This is a genomic window from Sedimentibacter sp. zth1 (assembly GCF_017352195.1).
GTDB lineage: Bacteria > Bacillota > Clostridia > Tissierellales > Sedimentibacteraceae > UBA1535.
The window spans coordinates 2,227,309-2,244,206 of record NZ_CP071445.1; the positions used below are offsets into that span (position 1 = coordinate 2,227,309).

General features: G+C 25.5%; 13 protein-coding genes and 1 tRNA gene. 3 read left to right on the top strand and 11 right to left on the bottom strand.

The features are described 5' to 3' along the window. Positions 1–71 precede the first annotated feature (71 nt). The 3 genes from JYG23_RS10765 to JYG23_RS10775 all read left to right on the top strand — a co-directional run bounded on the left by JYG23_RS10765 (position 72) and on the right by JYG23_RS10775 (position 3,090). Complete coding sequence (locus tag JYG23_RS10765; protein ID WP_207235678.1) at positions 72–1,334, top strand: MFS transporter; 1,263 nt, start codon at positions 72–74, stop codon at positions 1,332–1,334. Positions 1,335–1,462: 128 nt separating this feature from the next. Then, positions 1,463–2,746: a DUF1576 domain-containing protein gene (locus JYG23_RS10770; RefSeq protein WP_207235679.1), complete on the top strand. Its 1,284-nt coding sequence runs from the start codon at positions 1,463–1,465 to the stop codon at positions 2,744–2,746. Then, positions 2,746–3,090 carry a hypothetical protein gene (locus JYG23_RS10775; protein ID WP_207235680.1) on the top strand — a complete coding sequence of 115 codons (345 nt, stop codon included), beginning with the start codon at positions 2,746–2,748 and terminating at the stop codon, positions 3,088–3,090. The genes JYG23_RS10770 and JYG23_RS10775 overlap by 1 nt, the downstream gene beginning before the upstream one ends. Positions 3,091–3,113: 23 nt before the next feature. Here JYG23_RS10775 and tadA read toward each other — a convergent pair whose 3' ends face one another. From tadA to JYG23_RS10830, 11 genes are all read right to left on the bottom strand, one after another. Further along, positions 3,114–3,557, bottom strand: a complete 444-nt coding sequence (gene tadA / locus JYG23_RS10780) for a tRNA adenosine(34) deaminase TadA (protein WP_242631677.1) — start codon at positions 3,555–3,557, stop codon at positions 3,114–3,116. A gap of 29 nt (positions 3,558–3,586) precedes the next feature. After that, positions 3,587–5,347: a hypothetical protein gene (locus JYG23_RS10785; protein ID WP_207235682.1), complete on the bottom strand. Its 1,761-nt coding sequence runs from the start codon at positions 5,345–5,347 to the stop codon at positions 3,587–3,589. Further along, a complete protein-coding gene (locus JYG23_RS10790; protein ID WP_207235683.1) occupies positions 5,347–6,282 on the bottom strand; it encodes an ABC transporter ATP-binding protein in 936 nt (311 codons plus the stop codon). The genes JYG23_RS10785 and JYG23_RS10790 overlap by 1 nt, the downstream gene beginning before the upstream one ends. 9 nt (positions 6,283–6,291) lie before the next feature. Continuing rightward, the gene (locus JYG23_RS10795) at positions 6,292–6,657 is read right to left on the bottom strand and encodes a GntR family transcriptional regulator (protein ID WP_207235684.1); all 366 of its coding nucleotides are present in this window, start codon (positions 6,655–6,657) and stop codon (positions 6,292–6,294) included. A gap of 133 nt (positions 6,658–6,790) precedes the next feature. After that, positions 6,791–8,548, bottom strand: a complete 1,758-nt coding sequence (locus JYG23_RS10800; RefSeq protein WP_207235685.1) for a zinc ribbon domain-containing protein — start codon at positions 8,546–8,548, stop codon at positions 6,791–6,793. A 21-nt stretch (positions 8,549–8,569) separates the two neighbouring features. Next, positions 8,570–10,540 carry a hypothetical protein gene (locus JYG23_RS10805; RefSeq protein ID WP_207235686.1) on the bottom strand — a complete coding sequence of 657 codons (1,971 nt, stop codon included), beginning with the start codon at positions 10,538–10,540 and terminating at the stop codon, positions 8,570–8,572. Positions 10,541–10,675: 135 nt separating this feature from the next. Further along, a tRNA-Arg gene (locus JYG23_RS10810) sits at positions 10,676–10,752 on the bottom strand. A 44-nt stretch (positions 10,753–10,796) separates the two neighbouring features. Then, positions 10,797–11,366, bottom strand: coding sequence for an XRE family transcriptional regulator (locus JYG23_RS10815; protein ID WP_207235687.1), 570 nt, complete (start codon positions 11,364–11,366; stop codon positions 10,797–10,799). A 13-nt stretch (positions 11,367–11,379) separates the two neighbouring features. Next, positions 11,380–12,564 carry a D-alanyl-D-alanine carboxypeptidase family protein gene (locus JYG23_RS10820; protein ID WP_207235688.1) on the bottom strand — a complete coding sequence of 395 codons (1,185 nt, stop codon included), beginning with the start codon at positions 12,562–12,564 and terminating at the stop codon, positions 11,380–11,382. Positions 12,565–12,631: 67 nt separating this feature from the next. Further along, positions 12,632–13,903, bottom strand: a complete 1,272-nt coding sequence (gene serS, locus JYG23_RS10825; RefSeq protein ID WP_207235689.1) for a serine--tRNA ligase — start codon at positions 13,901–13,903, stop codon at positions 12,632–12,634. A gap of 85 nt (positions 13,904–13,988) precedes the next feature. Next, entirely contained in the window at positions 13,989–16,832 is a 2,844-nt protein-coding gene (locus JYG23_RS10830) for a UPF0182 family protein (RefSeq protein WP_207235690.1), read from the bottom strand. Between the last annotated feature and the right edge of the window lie 66 nt (positions 16,833–16,898).

Below are 16,898 nucleotides of genomic sequence, written 5' to 3' on the forward strand. Positions count from 1 at the left end.
ATGATATAATCAATACTTACAGTAACTTTGTTACCAAAATTTTTTATCTTTTAGAAAGTGGGGTGTTTTGTATGTCTAATAAAACAAATAAATTATGGACTAAAAATTTTTCAATTATAACTATTGGTTCTATTATTTCAATGCTTGGCAACTCTGTTTCAGGATTTGCTATAGGATTAATGGTTTTAGATTACACAAATTCAACATTTTTATTTGCACTTTTTATGGTTATATATAATCTACCAAAAGTTGCAGCGCCTTTGTTTGCTGGTCCTTATGTAGACAGATTTTCCAGAAAAAAAGTTATATATACGTTAGATTTCATGTCAGCAGCACTTTATATAATATTATTTTTCTTTATTACTAGCGGAGCATTTAATTATATAATACTTTTGTTCTTAACTTTAATTGTTGGCACTATTGATGGAATTTATGCTGTTGCATATGAAAGTTTATACCCTAATTTAATTACAGAGGGAAATTATTCTAAAGCTTATTCTATTTCAAGCATGATATATCCACTTGCAGCTTTTATGGTTCCAATAGCATCAATAATTTATAACAAATTTGGTACACCAGCTCCTTTATTTTTATTTAATGCTTTCACATTTTTAATAGCAGCTTGCTTTGAAACAAAAATTGATTATTGTGAACAACATTTAGTAACTAATAAAATTGAAAAATTTAATTTTAAGCAATATAAATTAGATTTTAAGGAGTCTTTGAAATATATAGGTCAAGAAAAAGGGTTACTTACTATTACCGCATACTTCTGTTTGACTATGTTTGCTTCAAGTGGTTCTGGAACTTTGTTTTTACCATTCTTTAAGAATAATCCAGATCTTTTTTCAAATATACCAATAGACGTTGTAACATTATTTAGTATTATCACATGTTTTGGTGTGTTTGGTAGATTAGTTGGAGCATTAATTCATTATAAATTTAAATACCCAACTAATAAAAAATTTGCTATAGCAATTAGTGTATATACAATTATAGCAATATTAGAAGCTACACAATTATATTTTCCAATAGTTTTGATGGCAATAAGTTTCTTCTTAGTTGGTATACTAGGTGTTACTTCCTTTAATATCAGAATATCTGCCACTCAATCATACATACCTGATACTATTAGGGGAAGGTTTAATGGTGTATTTCAAATGCTATGTACTTTAGGTAGTATAGTCGGTCAATTATTAGCAGGTGCTCTAGGAGAATTTATAAACGAACGTATTGTTATAATTATTTTTATGTGCATAAATATGCTTGGTGTAATTTTTATAATGTACCGTGGAAAAGAACATGTAAAAAAAATATATAATAGAAATGTATAGTTAATTTAACATAATATTTAACTTTGAATATATTACTAAAATGGTGATTTTATTATTTCACCATTTTTTTGTTGTTTATTTATTTATAACATGTTATTATTATTACAAAAATTTTGAAAGGTTTTTGTATGCAATTAAATAACATTGTAGAAAAAAAAATTGGTAGAAATAACGCTTTACTTATATTATCTGTTTTTCCTGTATCAATATTGTTGTGTTGTATAATATTGTGGATTTTAGATAGTCAAATTAATTATAAAACAATTTTAACCGGTTTAGCTAACATAATTTTTACTCCAACAATATTAATTACAGACTTTTTAGAAGTTGGGGGAATAAGTTCAGCAATGATTAATGCCGCCCTTATAGGTTTTTTAAATCTTTTTTTTCTTAAAAAGTGTAAACTAAAAATAAACGGATTATTAATTGCTGCTTTCTTAACCGTTTTTGGATTTTCATTTTTTGGAATAAATATTTATAATATTATTCCCATTTATGTTGGTGGTTTTTTATATAGCAAATATCAGAATATCAAATTTAAAAGCATAATTTTATCAGTTATTTTAGGAACTGGTCTTTCTCCTGTTATAAGCCAAATAAGCTTTTCTGGAATTATGCCAATGTACTTTAGTATTCCACTTGGTATATTGTCAGGTATATTTATAGGATTTGTTATTGTACCTCTTGCAAGCCACATGCTAAGATTTCATGATGGATACAATATATATAATATTGGGTTCACAGCCGGTATTTTAGGAACAGTACTAACTAGTTTTTTAAGAAGTTTAAATATAGAAATTGTTAGTGTTAATATTTTATATAAGCAAAAAAACTATGTATTATTTTTAGTTCTCTTGTTGCAATTTATATTTCTAATAATTGTAGGATTCATTATCAATAAAAAATCTATTATTAACTATAAAAAAATATTAAAGTATAAAGGAAGAATAGTTACTGATTTTACTTTCTTGGTTGGTTATGGAACTACATTTTTAAATATGGGAATATTGGGAATTTTAAGCCTAACTTTTGTATATATTACTGGTGGAATTATTAATGGTCCTGTTATAGCAGCAATATTTTCTGTTGCTGGATTTGGTGCATTTGGTAAACATCTTGCAAACTGCTTACCAATATGTTTAGGTACACTTTTATGGGCCTATCTTCTAAAATTTGATATCAGCTCTACTAGTGTAATAATTACTGTTCTTTTTTCTACCACTATTGCTCCTGTTGCTGGTACTTTTGGTCCTTTGATAGGTATTTTAGCTGGTGTATTGCACTTTACAATAGCATCAAATATAGGTATAATACATGGTGGTTTGAATTTATATAATAATGGATTTGCAGGTGGACTTGTAGCTGGATTTTTGGTACCAATAATTGAAGCATTCAAAAGGGGTGAAAAATAATGCATAATGAAATTCAAAAAACAACAAAAATAATTGATGAATTTATGGCTTTATTTATAAAAAAAGGTTGCAATGAAATTGATATGAAGCTAAAAAAAGAAATAGAAACAACTAAAATATTTTTAGTTGTTCATGATACTAATCTATCAAATAATGAAATAAATAATCTAAACGAGTTGTTAAATATTCAACGCCAATATGAAGTAGAGGAATACTATTGGGAATTAATGGGTGAAACCAGTAATGAAGATGAATTATTCCTAATTGGTTCTATGATTGATAAAGCAGTTATAGAAAAAAAGAAGAACAATCTTTATATAGAAATTACAAGAAAAATAAAATAACAGTTTATCAAAACAATAAACTATTATTTTATTTTTAAAATTCTTAATTCTTTAAAGAATGTTTTAAGCATACTTTTGCATTCTTCTCCACACACTCCAATATCTACTTCTATTTGGTGATTCAGAGACTTATTGTTGGTTATATTCATAACAGTCCCACAGCTACCTGTTTTCTCATCTCTTGTACCAATGACAAGTCTTCCTACTCTTGCATTAACAAGTGCTCCAGCACACATCGGACAAGGCTCTAAAGTTACGTACATTGTACAACCTGGCAACCTCCATCCACCGAGTGTTGTGCATGCTTCTTTTATAGCTATAATTTCTGCATGCAAAGTTGCATCTTTTTGAGTTTCTTTTGTATTAAATCCCCTACCAATTACTTTATTATCTTTTACAATAACAGCTCCAATTGGTATTTCCATCAATTCTTTCGCCTTTAAAGCTTCTCGAATTGCCTCCTGCATAAAAAAAATATCGTTCACTTCTACCTCTTTTAAATTTCTTTTTTATCTAAGCTATTTATGTAATTAAGTGTATTAACCATTAAATTATTTATTTGTATTTGACGGTAAAATGATTTGTCTGTATTCTCAAATTCCATAAAATATTGTTCTCTTACTTTATTATTTTCATATTGTGTACTATCAAATACGAAATTACCATTATAGGATCTAAATACATTCCTATTAATAAAATAATTATCTACATTTTCTAAACATTTTATATAATCACTCATATAACATTTACTAAATTGTTCGTAATTAAAATTTAAAAGTTCATATTCTGCATTTTTAAAATACATTTTAACACTATTAAACTCAGCATTGTTTATTATATCTTTATCTACAAAAATTTTATATTTTTCAATGTAATATTCTTTAGTTCTTAATAAGCTAATAATAATTTCTTTTGATTTTTCATTTTTTAGTAAATAATCTAAATCTATTTCATAATATCTTTTTATGCTAGTTCCATTTTTTAAATAATAAATAAAATACAAATCCATATATCCTTCATTATTTTCATTAATTAAAAAATCATGAAAATTAATTATTTTTTGTATAGAATCACTTTGATCTAGCAAAATTACATCCTTATGTTTTTTAACTTTATCTAAAGTTTGATTATATATATCAACTGTTTTTCTATTTGTACTTTCAAATATATTATTTTCAACATGTAGACTGTTTCCTATATATACTGCCGCTATATCCTCTTTATTAGGTATAAACTCCGACTTTTGCTTAACTATACCACTAAAGGTACACATCAGTATAACAATTGTTAAAATAAAGGGCACAAAGACCTTAACAGCACCTTTGAAAAATTTAAAGCTTTTATTTAATATAGAAATGAAAACATAGTATGTTAGTGTTGATAATGTAATTAGTGTTATATTTAATGTTAAAAAACTTTGATCTGGAATAACTACACTAAATAGCATTGGTGTAATAAGTGAAACAAAAAGAGCTAAAAAATATTTATATCCTTTTAACACAATATTTTGTCCTGTGTACTCATTTTTTCTTCTTCTAACAGCTATATAAATAAAACTATAAGCAATTATACTAGTTATAGCAATTCTCATATAATAGGTAACTAAAAAAATACTTTCTGAACTTATATTTAAAAAATATATCTTGTCTAAATGCATTATTTTTTCTATAATTTCTTCAATAATAATAATAATGTTTATACCTTTAACTGAAGTATTAATTATATTAAATATAAATAACAGAACAAAACTAAAAATTAATGGAATAAAATAATTAAATACACTAGTTAAAACTGCAACTATAGTATTTCCAGTAATCACACTAGATAATGCAATGAAAAATATATAGATTAATGTCCAAGAAAATGGTTTTAAAACAACATCTAAAACTTTTTCACTAAAACTTAAAAAATCAAGCTTACCAATTAATGTGCAAGAAACTGAAGATATAACTAAAATTGAAACAAAAGAGATTATACAAAATGCTATATTTACTAAAATTTTAGTATTTACTATATTCATTAAACTTACAGGTTTGGATAAATAATATGCAACTTTATTTTTCCTGTGCAAAAACGAAAAATCTCCAAATGTACTTATAATAACAATTACTAATGAAATTAAAATAGATATAATTGCAAAGATATCATAATACATTTTAAACAAAAACGATAACATTATTGAAAATACAAAGCATATAACAATGTTTAGTAAATACCAAGTTTTCTTTTCTTTTAAATAATATAAAAACATACTCATTATTTACCCTCCTCAAAATCTGTGGTAATACTCTTATACACTTCGTTTCCATATCCATGTTCAGTTAATTCTGTCACAAATACTTCTTCCAAATTCATTTGTAATTCTTCAAAAAGTATAATTTTATAATTCTTTGATATAAAATCTTTTAATTCTTCAACATTTCCTTTAAGAGTATATATATTTATACTTCCTATTTTCATTTCCTTCATAATACCACACTTCTGTTTACATTCATCTGTTAAAATAAATTCTCTATCTACTGCAAATTGAACTCTTTTTACGCTTAGCTTTATATCCTCTAAAGATTTTTCCATAATTATTTTACCTTCATGCATTATACCAACTTTATTGCATATATTATCTAATTCTTTCAAGTCATGTGAAGACACTATTATAGTTGTTTTGTTTTCTAACACCTCACGTATTAAAACATCCCAAAACTTTCTTTTCACAACTGCATCTAACCCATCAACTATTTCATCAAGTAAAAGTACCTGCGGATTTGTAGATATTGCCAATATAAATGCTGCCTGCTTTTTTTGTCCCTTTGACATTTTATTCAAAGATTTGTTGGCATCAATATTAAAAAAATTTATTAAACTATTAAATTTTTCTTTTGATATGTTTGTATAAAACAATTTTTCATAATTATATAGCTTATTTAGACTAATATTGCTTGAAAAATATAGATTATCTTGTACATAGTAGAATTTTTCTAAATCAGTTTTATTTTTACCTAACAGGTGGTCATTAAAAAAAATTTCACCACTATCTGCTTTATATATATTTATTATATGTTTTAAAAGAGTAGTTTTTCCACAACCATTTGAACCTACTAAACCATAAATTTCACCACAATTAGCTGTTAGATTTATGCCATCCAATATCTTTTGATTATCAATTATTTTATGTAAATCTTTTATAGCTAACATATAACCTCCTTATAAAGTATCTAAAATTTCACTTACTAATTTTATAATTTGGGATTTTTCTATCGATAATTTATTTAAACTTTCCAATATAATTTTTAATTCTTCACTTTTCTTAGCCATATATGCACTAACAATTTCATCATTACCCTTAACAAAATTACCTTTCCCTTTAACAGTACATATATAATTACCACTTTCCAATGCTTTATACGCCTTTTGTATTGTATTAGGATTAACCTTTGTTAATGTAGCCAATTCTCTAACAGATGGCAACTTATCATTAGGTTTTAGCGCTTTATTAAGTATTAGTTTTATAAATTCATCATAAATTTGCTCGTAAATAGGTTTATTACTATTATAGTTAATATTAATCAATCATACAACCCCCTTGAAATTAAGTGTACTAATACACTTAGTACAGTCAATTATACTATAAATAAAATTAATAGTCAATTCTTAACAAAAAAAAGCGCAATGTTTAACATTGCACTTTGAAAAATACTTTTATTTAAACCATATTATTATAGGTTTCAAATAATAATTCAAATTTATTTATAAATTTAGTTTTAAATGTATCTAACAAATCATTTCTTTCAATTTCATCCATATCATTAAGATATAATATTTTTTTATCATTTACATTTTTAATTATACGTATTTTATTATTTTGTATATATCCTTTTAAATCTAAAGAGATATTAACGTCATCTACAAACATTGAAATATGTATATTATCAATATTAAGTCTATCTTTACCCTCTTTTTCTGCTTCTGTTTTTAAACTAACTTTAATATTTTCATTATATGTGTTCATAATTATATCTATATTATTTTCACATGTTTTATCTGACTTTATACAATCATTATTTAAAAACTTTATATTATCTCCAGTTTCTTTTATTAAACATTCTATCTCGAATGTTCTGTTTTTTTCTTTTTTTGTTTCTTCAAAAGATAATTTTGTACTAATAGTATTCAAAATATCTGTTCCAAACTTAAGAGACATTCTTATTTCTCTGTTGTTTTTTTCTTCCTCACAATCCAAATTTGCCTGAATTTTAACATTTTCATTTGTTTTAACATTAATTATGTTTAATTTTAATGTCGCATAACTAATTTTATTTTTGCTTGTTGAAACATTAACTATAATATCATCTATCTGTATTAACTCTTTTAAGTACTCAATTTCATCTGGTAATCTTAATTTTATACTATCTAATAAATCAATATAATATTGCTTTGAATATTGAGAATCTGATGCATACATGCAATCAATTATATAATTTTTTATCTCTTCATCGTTTAATATCTCTAATACAAAATTTTCAACTAATTCTATAATTTTATTTCCTTCAATTTTAGCTGTGTAACTATCCTTTTTTTCCTTTTCGAAATCTAACTCACTTAATAAATAATTTGCATATTTTTTACTAATTGAATTTATCTTTTCATTTATATTCTTTGCATCTTCAATGTTGTAAAAGTTGCTGTTAAAAAGTTTATCAATTTTATTTTCACTGTCTTTTATATCTTCATTATCTCTGTTAAAATTAATACCTACTAAATCATCTAATAATTTTGGTATTTCTGCTACAATTTTATCTTCATCAAAATAAAAATCACCGCTTATAAAATCACTACTGTTATTTTGTACAGATATACCATAATAACCATTAGTACATTTTTTATTTAACTGCGTTTTTATATTTACTTCTAAATCTTTAATTACATTTTTTATACTATTTGTTATTATTCCATTATCACCTAAGTTTAAATCCTTAAATTGCAATTCTAATTCTTTTTCCTTATCACCATCAAAATTATAAAACATATTTGTTATATTATTATCTTTGTTAAAGTTGTTATTTTCTTTTTCATAATATTTATATGTATTTAAAAAAGCTATTTTAACGGAATAATTTGGTGAAAACATTAAGAATATTTTAAAACCAACGAGCCCTATTAATAACAATCCTACTACGATGAGCGCTGGAATATATACTTTTTTATAATTTTTTTTGCTTTTGTTATCTAGTTTATTATTGTCAATAAATGTTTCATCTAATTTTTCTGAACTTTCAACAGCTATAGCATCACTATTATTGGAAGTTGTTTGTTTTACTTCAATTGGTTCATTAAATATATTTGAATCTACAGATTTATTTACTTCTAAAAATTCATTTTTTGTTCCACAGGTTGTACAAAATTTTTGATTTTCATTCAACAATTTCCCACATTTTGTGCATACATATTTTTTATCAGCCATTTTTATCTCCTTATTGATTTTTTATTCATACTCTATACACAACCATAGATATATATAACTTCCATCTGCTTTACCCATAATTTGTAACCAAATATCATTATTATCATCTACAAAATAATCTTCTACGTTATAATTATTGCCTATAATTGTATTGTATGTTGTAGGTGAAGAGTAATCTGCAGTATCATATAGCACTTCTTCATCATAAGCACTATATCCATTATAATAATAATTTTGTGCTTTTTCATTTACAAAGTCTTTTATAAAATTGTTAATTGTCTCTTCATACTCAGTAGATGTAACCATTTCTACATCATAATAATCATAATACATTTCAATTCCTTGATTATTACCTTCTATATAAAATGTACAAATCTCATCATTATCGCTGTCATAAAAAGTTATATAATCTTCTGTTGCTTCTACACTTTCAAAAAAATAATCATATGCTTCACTATAACTATTTATATATGTAATTTTATCATTTTGAATGTTAAATAATGTATTATCACCATTTATATCTTTATAATATCCAACAACATCTTTCAATTCTAAACTTTTCATATATACATACTGATTGTTGGCTAAAATATTAGAATATGTATAGCAATTGTTAAATACTGTTTTTACTCCATCTTTTTCATTATAACTAAAAAGCTTAGTATTACTACCAACAAAATATATAGTATCATTATAATTATTTGTAGCAAAATTAACTACATTGTTACCAATTTCTTCTTTGTAAACTTTGTCTGTTTTTTTAAATGTATTTAATTTATCACCTTCTAGATAAACCAACATATCATCTACAAAATAGAATTGATTATACACATCACTTATCTTTTCTGCTTTTTCATTATCTATTGATACATACAAACTATCATCAGAGTCGCATGCAACATATTTACCTGTTTTATCTACATCAAAACAGTATACATTTTCACATAATAGTTTTTTTTCAATTTTACTTAACTCTTCGTTTATATCTTCTTCTTTACTTTTTGATGTTATATCTGGTAATTTACAACTGTATAAATTATTCTCGCTATCTGTATAATATATTTTGTTATCTATAATTCTTATGTTGTAATATCCAAACGAATAACCTATATTATCATCTATTACTTTAGGTTCAGTAAATGGTGTAACATACATTAAGCTTGCTTTATCATTTTCACCATAAGCACTGAACAAACAAGATAAACCATTATCTAAAATTTCTAAATAATAAGGAACTTCATAGTTTTTTATGTATTGTGTCTTTATACATCCTCCCCATTTTATATAAAGTCTATCATTGTAAGTATTATATGCAAATGCGCTACCATCAGATGTTATATCAAAATCATAAACATTAGATACTAGCTTTTCAACTTTACCATTTTTAATTTTACATAGTGTGTCAAAATTTCCTCTGTAATAAAATATATTTTTATTATCTGTAAATTTTACTCCATAATTATAATCATTGTAGTTATTTTCTACTGAATCATACAAATTAATTATTTCACCATTAGGTTGAATGTACACATCCCTGTAATTTTCTATATCAGTTTTACTATCAATATAATACTGTCTAATATATATTTCATTGTTAACCGAAACATTCAGATTGTAAAAATCAACATCATCAAGTAGCTTAACAGTATCTTCTCCATATTTTTTGTAATACAAATTATTATCTTTATCGCAATATATTACATCGTTATTGTTTAATAACATGTAGTAATTTTTTTGAACTCCTTGCGCTACTGTTTCTTCAGCTTTATCAGCAATTTTTATGTACAAATCTCCTGTTAATTTATTGGTGCTACTTTCTTTAAACATTAAAACTGAATTACTTTTATATATTTCACTTTGGTCTATAATGCTAGCTTCCTTGTACTCTATTTTCTTATTTTTACTATCTAAACTATCAGTTTTAGAGCATGCAGAAAATAAAAAAACGAAAATAAAAGTAACTAATATGTAAAAAATTTTGTGCTTTTTCATTCTATTCTCCTTTGTTTTTATTATTTAATAATATACTAGATTATTACAATTGTCTATAAATTATTAAGTTTAGAACTTTTCTAGTGTATAAAAAACTACAAACAAAATTTAAAATTAAGTTTGTAGTTTATTTTTTGGTGCACCTGAGAGGAATCGAACCCCCGACACATGCCTTAGGAGGGCACTGCTCTATCCTACTGAGCTACAGATGCAATTTTATTAACATTATTGATTTTACAATAATATAATCAATTTGTCAATACATTGGTGGTGTTAAAATACCAATTCCTTCTACAAAATCGTCAGTTGCATTATACATCATATGAGATGTGTTTTTAGGTATGTATATAGTATCGTATTTTTTAACAGTATATACTTTACCATCTATATGATATTCAACCTCACCTTCTAATATATAATTACATTCATCAGCTTCATGAAGCATTAACTCATCGCTAACCCAACCCTTGGGATCAATTTTATAATAAAAAACTTCCATATTAGGTGAATTTTTAGATGAATTTTCTTTATCCTTAATAGAGGGTGTTAAAAATTCGAAATACATTCTTTTATCTCTAAATCTCACTTCAGTTCTTTCCTCAGATTTTATTAGAACAACTCCTGGAGCTGATTCTTCTGAAAACAACACAGATAATGGTGTTTGCAACTCTTTACAAAGCCTTTTCAAAACTGAAAGAGACGGATCTATTAAATCCCTTTCAATTTGTGAAATATAACCTGGTGTTACCTCAATAGCATCTGCTAATGCACTAATTGTTAGATTCATTTCTTTACGTATTGTTCTAATTTTTTCACCAATTAACATTTAAATTTACTCCTTACTTATTGAATAAGCCTTTAAAAAATCTGAATATTCTAACAAATATATTTGCTTTTTCAACATCATCTCTTACAACTATATCCATAGTTTTAATAACTTCATCATTTATAGAATATTTTATTTGACCTATTTTTGTCCCCTTTTCTATAGGAGCTTTTATTTCTTCATTATAAACAATTTCTGATTTTATTGTTTCACCATTTTTGATTAACTTATTATAATCCTCTATAGTATAAACATCAACATCTGTAATTTTAGCATTTTTTATATAAATCTTATCTACTGGTGTATCTTTTACTGATAACTTTTGATTAATAAAATTATTTCTTCCATAGTCCAATAGTGCTTGTGATTTTTCAATACGCTCTGGATGAGTTTGAGCACCCATAACTATAGATATAATTCTATAATCTTCTGTTCCTTCACCTTGTTTACCAACTGGTAATGTTGACACTAGACATATTCCTGCTTCATCCGTATACCCAGTTTTCAAACCATCAACTCCATCTACTATACCAAATAAAGGATTCGTTGATGACTTGCTAAAGTTTCTTTCTGGCAAATTTAATTCTGGTTTTTTAGTAGTTTCTAAAATTTCAGGATAAGTTTTCAATACATATTGTACAAAAGTATATAAATCTCTCACACTCATATAGTTTTGATCTGGTGTTACATTATCTTCAGGCAATCCATTAGGATTAATAAATATTGCTGATGTTAATCCTAGTTCTTTTGCTTTTTCATTCATTTGAAATACAAAACTTTCAACACTTCCAGATACATTTTCTGCAATTGCAGTAGCTACATCATTTCCAGAAACAATTAATAATGCTTCTATCATTTTAGATACTTTTATTTTTTCTCCCTCTACCATTCCAAAAACACTTCCTACAGTGTTTGCAGCATTGTGAGATATTGTCATTTCATCGTCTAATTTAAGTTTACCTTCTTTAATATTATCCATTAAAATAGTATAAGTCATAAGCTTAGTTATACTAGCTAAAGCTAAAGGCTTGTCTATATTATATTCATACAAAATTGTACCTGAATCTAAATCTCCAAGTAATGCTCCCTTAATTTTTTCACTAACATTTTCTACATCTGCATAAATGAAACAAGGTAGTATCATGCAAAAAACAATAGTTAGTATTAAAACTTTCTTTAATTTTGTTCTTAAATTCATATTTCCTCCATTTTATATTATATTAGTACTTATTTATATATTATATAACAAAAAAACAAAAAAATCACTAAGAAATAATTTTACTAATTCCTCTCATATATGGTATTAATACTTTTGGTATATCTACACTTCCATCAATATTTTGATAATTTTCAAGTATTGCTGCAAATGTTCTTCCTACAGCTAGTCCTGAACCATTTAATGTGTGTATATATTGATGCTTTTTATTACTGTCTTTATATTTTATATTTGCCCTTCTAGCTTGATAATCTTCAAAATTTGTACACGATGATATTTCAACATACCTATTGTAGCTTGGCATCCATACCTCTATATCGTAGGTTTTTGAAGCTGAAAATCCCAAGTCGCCAGTACATAGTTCAATAACTCTATATGGTAACTCTAATTTTTTTAGTATATTTTCTGCAAAACCTGTTAATTTTTCTAAATTCTCATATGAATTTTGTGGTTTTGAGTATATGACCATCTCCACCTTATCAAATTGATGGTTTCTTATTAATCCTCTTGTATCTCTACATGCTGAACCTGATTCAAGTCTAAAACAAGGAGTATATGCTGTCATACATAAAGGTAATTCTGTTTCTTTTAAAATTTCATTTCTGTATATATTTGTTACAGGAACTTCAGCAGTTGGTACTAAATAATATTCTTTATTTGATATTTCAAACATATCGTCTTTAAATTTAGGAAGCTGACCTGTTCCTAACATACTTTCTTTATTAACCATATAAGGTGTGGCAACCTCTAAAAATCCATGCTCGAATACATGTGTATCTAGCATAAACTGTGTTAACGCCCTTTCAAGCATTGCACCCTTTCCCTTATAGATAGAAAATCTTGGTCCTGTTATTTTACCTGCTCTTTCAAAATCTAATATATCTAAATTCACTCCTAAATCCCAATGTGGTTTAGTACAAAAATTAAATTCTGTAGGATTACCTATTTTTCTAATCTCTTTATTGTCTATATCTGATTTACCTACAATAACAGTTTCATTAGGAGTATTTGGCAATGACAAAAGTTCTTCTTTTATTTGTTTATCTAAATTATCTAATTCTTTATCTAAATTTTTTATATTATCCGACAGTTTTCTCATTTTATAGACTATAGTTGAAATATCTCTGCACTCTTTCTTTAGCTGAGGTATTTGCTTAGAAACTAAGTTATGTTCTGCTTTTTTTTGTTCAACTTCTAGTAAAATATTTCTTTTTTTAAAATCCAAATTTAATATCTTATCCAATGATATTTCGGGATTTTTTCTTTTTAATAGTTCTTCAATTTTTTTAGGATTTTTTCTTATCTGCCTTATTTCTAACAATTATTTCTCACCCTTTTAGTATTAATAAATAAACTCGCCTCATATAATTAGAGACGAGTTTATTTCTATCTTTTTTTATTATTTATTACTCGTTACCTTCTGAATCTGTATTATCTTCATTATTTATATTTTCTTGAATCTCTTCATTTGTCTTAGTTTCATCTACACCTATTATTTGATTTAACTTTTTCAAAGTGTTTTCTAATAAATTAATTTTTTCACCATATAATGCCCAATCTCCACTCTTAAGAGCATTATCAGCTTCTACAAATAAAGTATTCGATTGTTTAACTAATTGTTCTATTGTTTTATCTTCTGTTCCATTATCGACAATTGGTTCTTGTGGATTGAAATTTTCAGAATAAATGCTACCTAATATTTTATCAAGTGCTTTATCTAATGTTGATTCCATTACAATTTTATCGTTATATGCAACTATTACCATTTTCATTTCAGGAAAATTACTTTGAGTATCTGCCTGCATATAAATAGGTTCAACATATAACAATGAATTTTGTATTGGTATAACCAAAGTATTTCCTCTTAATACATTTGAACCTTTTTGGCTCCAGAGTGTTAATTGAGATGAAATTTCTGTATCTTGGTCAATCTTTGACTCAATTAAAGCTGTACCCTGTATAGTTTTGTTTTTAGGGAATTTATACAACAATAACTCACCATAATTTTCTCCATCATTTCTTGCTACTAGCATTGCAGACATATTGTCCTTAGCTTGTGGTGTATAAGGTATTGTCAATAAAAATTCTATTTCCTCTTCTCCTGGAAGTTTAAACATATAATAGTTTGGTATAACTTTTTCTTCACCAGCCATATATTTTTGCTTAGAAATATCCCAATTATCTTCTCTTCCAAAGAATACTGTTGGATTTTCCATATGGTAAGTTCTGTAAAGATCAGCTTGTATGTTAAACATTTCTTTAGAATATCTTATATGAGATTTAATTTCATCTGGCATTTCACTCATAGGCTTAAATAGCTCTTTAAATATTTCATTGTATGTCATTACAATAGGATCAGATTCATCTACTATATAAAAATCTGTATCTCCATTATATGCATCAACTACAACCTTTACTGAATTTCTTAAATAGTTTATTTTAGAATCAGAAATTGGTTGCGAATATGGATACCTATTAGTCATTGTAAATCCGTCAATTATCCAATATAATTTACCATCGTCTTTGTTTATAACTACATATGGATCATTCTCAAAAGATAAAAATGGTGCTATTTCTTGTACTCTTTTTATAATATTTCTATTAATAACAATTTTACTTTCTTTATTGATATTGTTTGATATCAATAATTTATAGCTACCTTGTCTAATAGAAAATAATAATTTATTCATAAATGTTAAATTAATACCAGCAGTACCTTCGTATTTTGTTTCAACATTATCAGAACCAGCTGGATAGTCAAATTCATTTTCGTCTGTATTTACAATAACATAATCATTTGTTTTCTCACCAAAATATATTTCTGGTCTAGTTATCTCTAAATCAGTGTTTGATACTGGTGGAATATCCTTAATCAATAATTCTGGCTGTCCTTGTGGCGTTACTTTGTTTACTTGAGATAATGCTATACCATAACCATGTGTATATTTTAAATATTGGTTTATCCAAGTTTTAGCTTGATCATTTAATAAACTTTGATCCAATTCCCTTGAAGATAAATATACCTGTTTATACTTGCCATCTATATAATATCTATCAATATCTACATCGTTAAAAACATAGTATGGTCTTATACCTTGTAGTTTATTGTACACTTGATTTAATGGTGCTTTATCATTAATTCTTATGTTCTCTATTACTTCTTTATTATTTTCTATTTGTTCTTTAGTAAGACTATCATCAACATCAAAATCAAGCTCCTCAACATTATCAAGACCATAAGCTAACTGTGTATATTTTATATTATTTAATAAATATTTTGATTCTTTTGATAATTGATCAGGTTCAACTACAAATTTTTCTACCACACCAGCAGCCATACTTCCAAAAATAGAAACAGCTATAACAACTACTGGAACAACTAAAGCAATTTTAAGATTTTTCTTTCTTGAACCGTAGAAAAATGTAAATGCTGAAATTATACACAATACAGCCATAATTCTATATACGTTTAATGTAACTGCTATATCTGTATAACCCGCACCAAATACTCTTCCTCTTGGTGAATATAATAAATCAAAAGTTGATAAAAATATCTTTGCTCCAAATAAAATTAATAGAAAAAATCCTAGAAAAGATACTTGGTTAATTATACGCTGGAAAGTACTTTTATTAGCAAACTTTGAAAAATCAATATTTGAAGCTCCACCAGTTCCTTGTCCAGTAAACTCTTGAGAAATATCTTTAAATTTTTTACCTGCTCCATTTATTAAATTAAATACTACTGATAATATAATCATTAAAAATAATACATTTATAATAATTCCTACAACAGTATTTATAAGTGGTAACTTAAATATATAAAAAGATAAATCGTTATTAAAAATTGGATCCAATACATTAAAACTTTGACTATTAAAAAATTGTAGAATTTCTAGCCATAATTTTGAAGTAACCCCCATTGTAAAAAAGAAGCTTATTGCTACTGACCCTAAAGCTATAAAAAGATTTGCTCTTTTTTTATTTTTAGTAATTTCAATCATTTTATCACTGTTCATATTTCTCTTCATAAGTTTCTTTATAAAAAAGAAAAATATTAAAAATAATATTGTAAATAGCGGCACTCCAATAACTAATTCAGCTTTTATTTTAGTTAAATATGCCTTTATATAACCAATTTCATTAAACCATAAATAATTAGTTATAAATTTTAAAATAGATCCAAATGAGGTTAAAAGTATAACAAGTAAAACACTAATACTAATAATTCCAAATTTGCTTTTGTTTTTCATAGTTTTCTCCTTCTTTATTTTAAAGTTATTTATTATCTTTTAAGTTAAAACGTATTGTATCATTTT

Bases quoted from the DNA above. Each gene is read 5' to 3' on its own strand.
- tadA (WP_242631677.1), bottom strand. From the start codon at position 3,557: ATGCAGGAGGCAATTCGAGAAGCTTTAAAGGCGAAAGAATTGATGGAA.
- JYG23_RS10775 (WP_207235680.1), top strand. From the start codon at position 2,746: ATGCATAATGAAATTCAAAAAACAACAAAAATAATTGATGAATTTATG.
- JYG23_RS10800 (WP_207235685.1), bottom strand. From the start codon at position 8,548: ATGGCTGATAAAAAATATGTATGCACAAAATGTGGGAAATTGTTGAAT.
- JYG23_RS10830 (WP_207235690.1), bottom strand. From the start codon at position 16,832: ATGAAAAACAAAAGCAAATTTGGAATTATTAGTATTAGTGTTTTACTT.
- JYG23_RS10765 (WP_207235678.1), top strand. From the start codon at position 72: ATGTCTAATAAAACAAATAAATTATGGACTAAAAATTTTTCAATTATA.
- JYG23_RS10790 (WP_207235683.1), bottom strand. From the start codon at position 6,282: ATGTTAGCTATAAAAGATTTACATAAAATAATTGATAATCAAAAGATA.
- JYG23_RS10785 (WP_207235682.1), bottom strand. From the start codon at position 5,347: ATGAGTATGTTTTTATATTATTTAAAAGAAAAGAAAACTTGGTATTTA.
- JYG23_RS10820 (WP_207235688.1), bottom strand. From the start codon at position 12,564: ATGAATTTAAGAACAAAATTAAAGAAAGTTTTAATACTAACTATTGTT.
- JYG23_RS10770 (WP_207235679.1), top strand. From the start codon at position 1,463: ATGCAATTAAATAACATTGTAGAAAAAAAAATTGGTAGAAATAACGCT.
- JYG23_RS10815 (WP_207235687.1), bottom strand. From the start codon at position 11,366: ATGTTAATTGGTGAAAAAATTAGAACAATACGTAAAGAAATGAATCTA.
- JYG23_RS10805 (WP_207235686.1), bottom strand. From the start codon at position 10,540: ATGAAAAAGCACAAAATTTTTTACATATTAGTTACTTTTATTTTCGTT.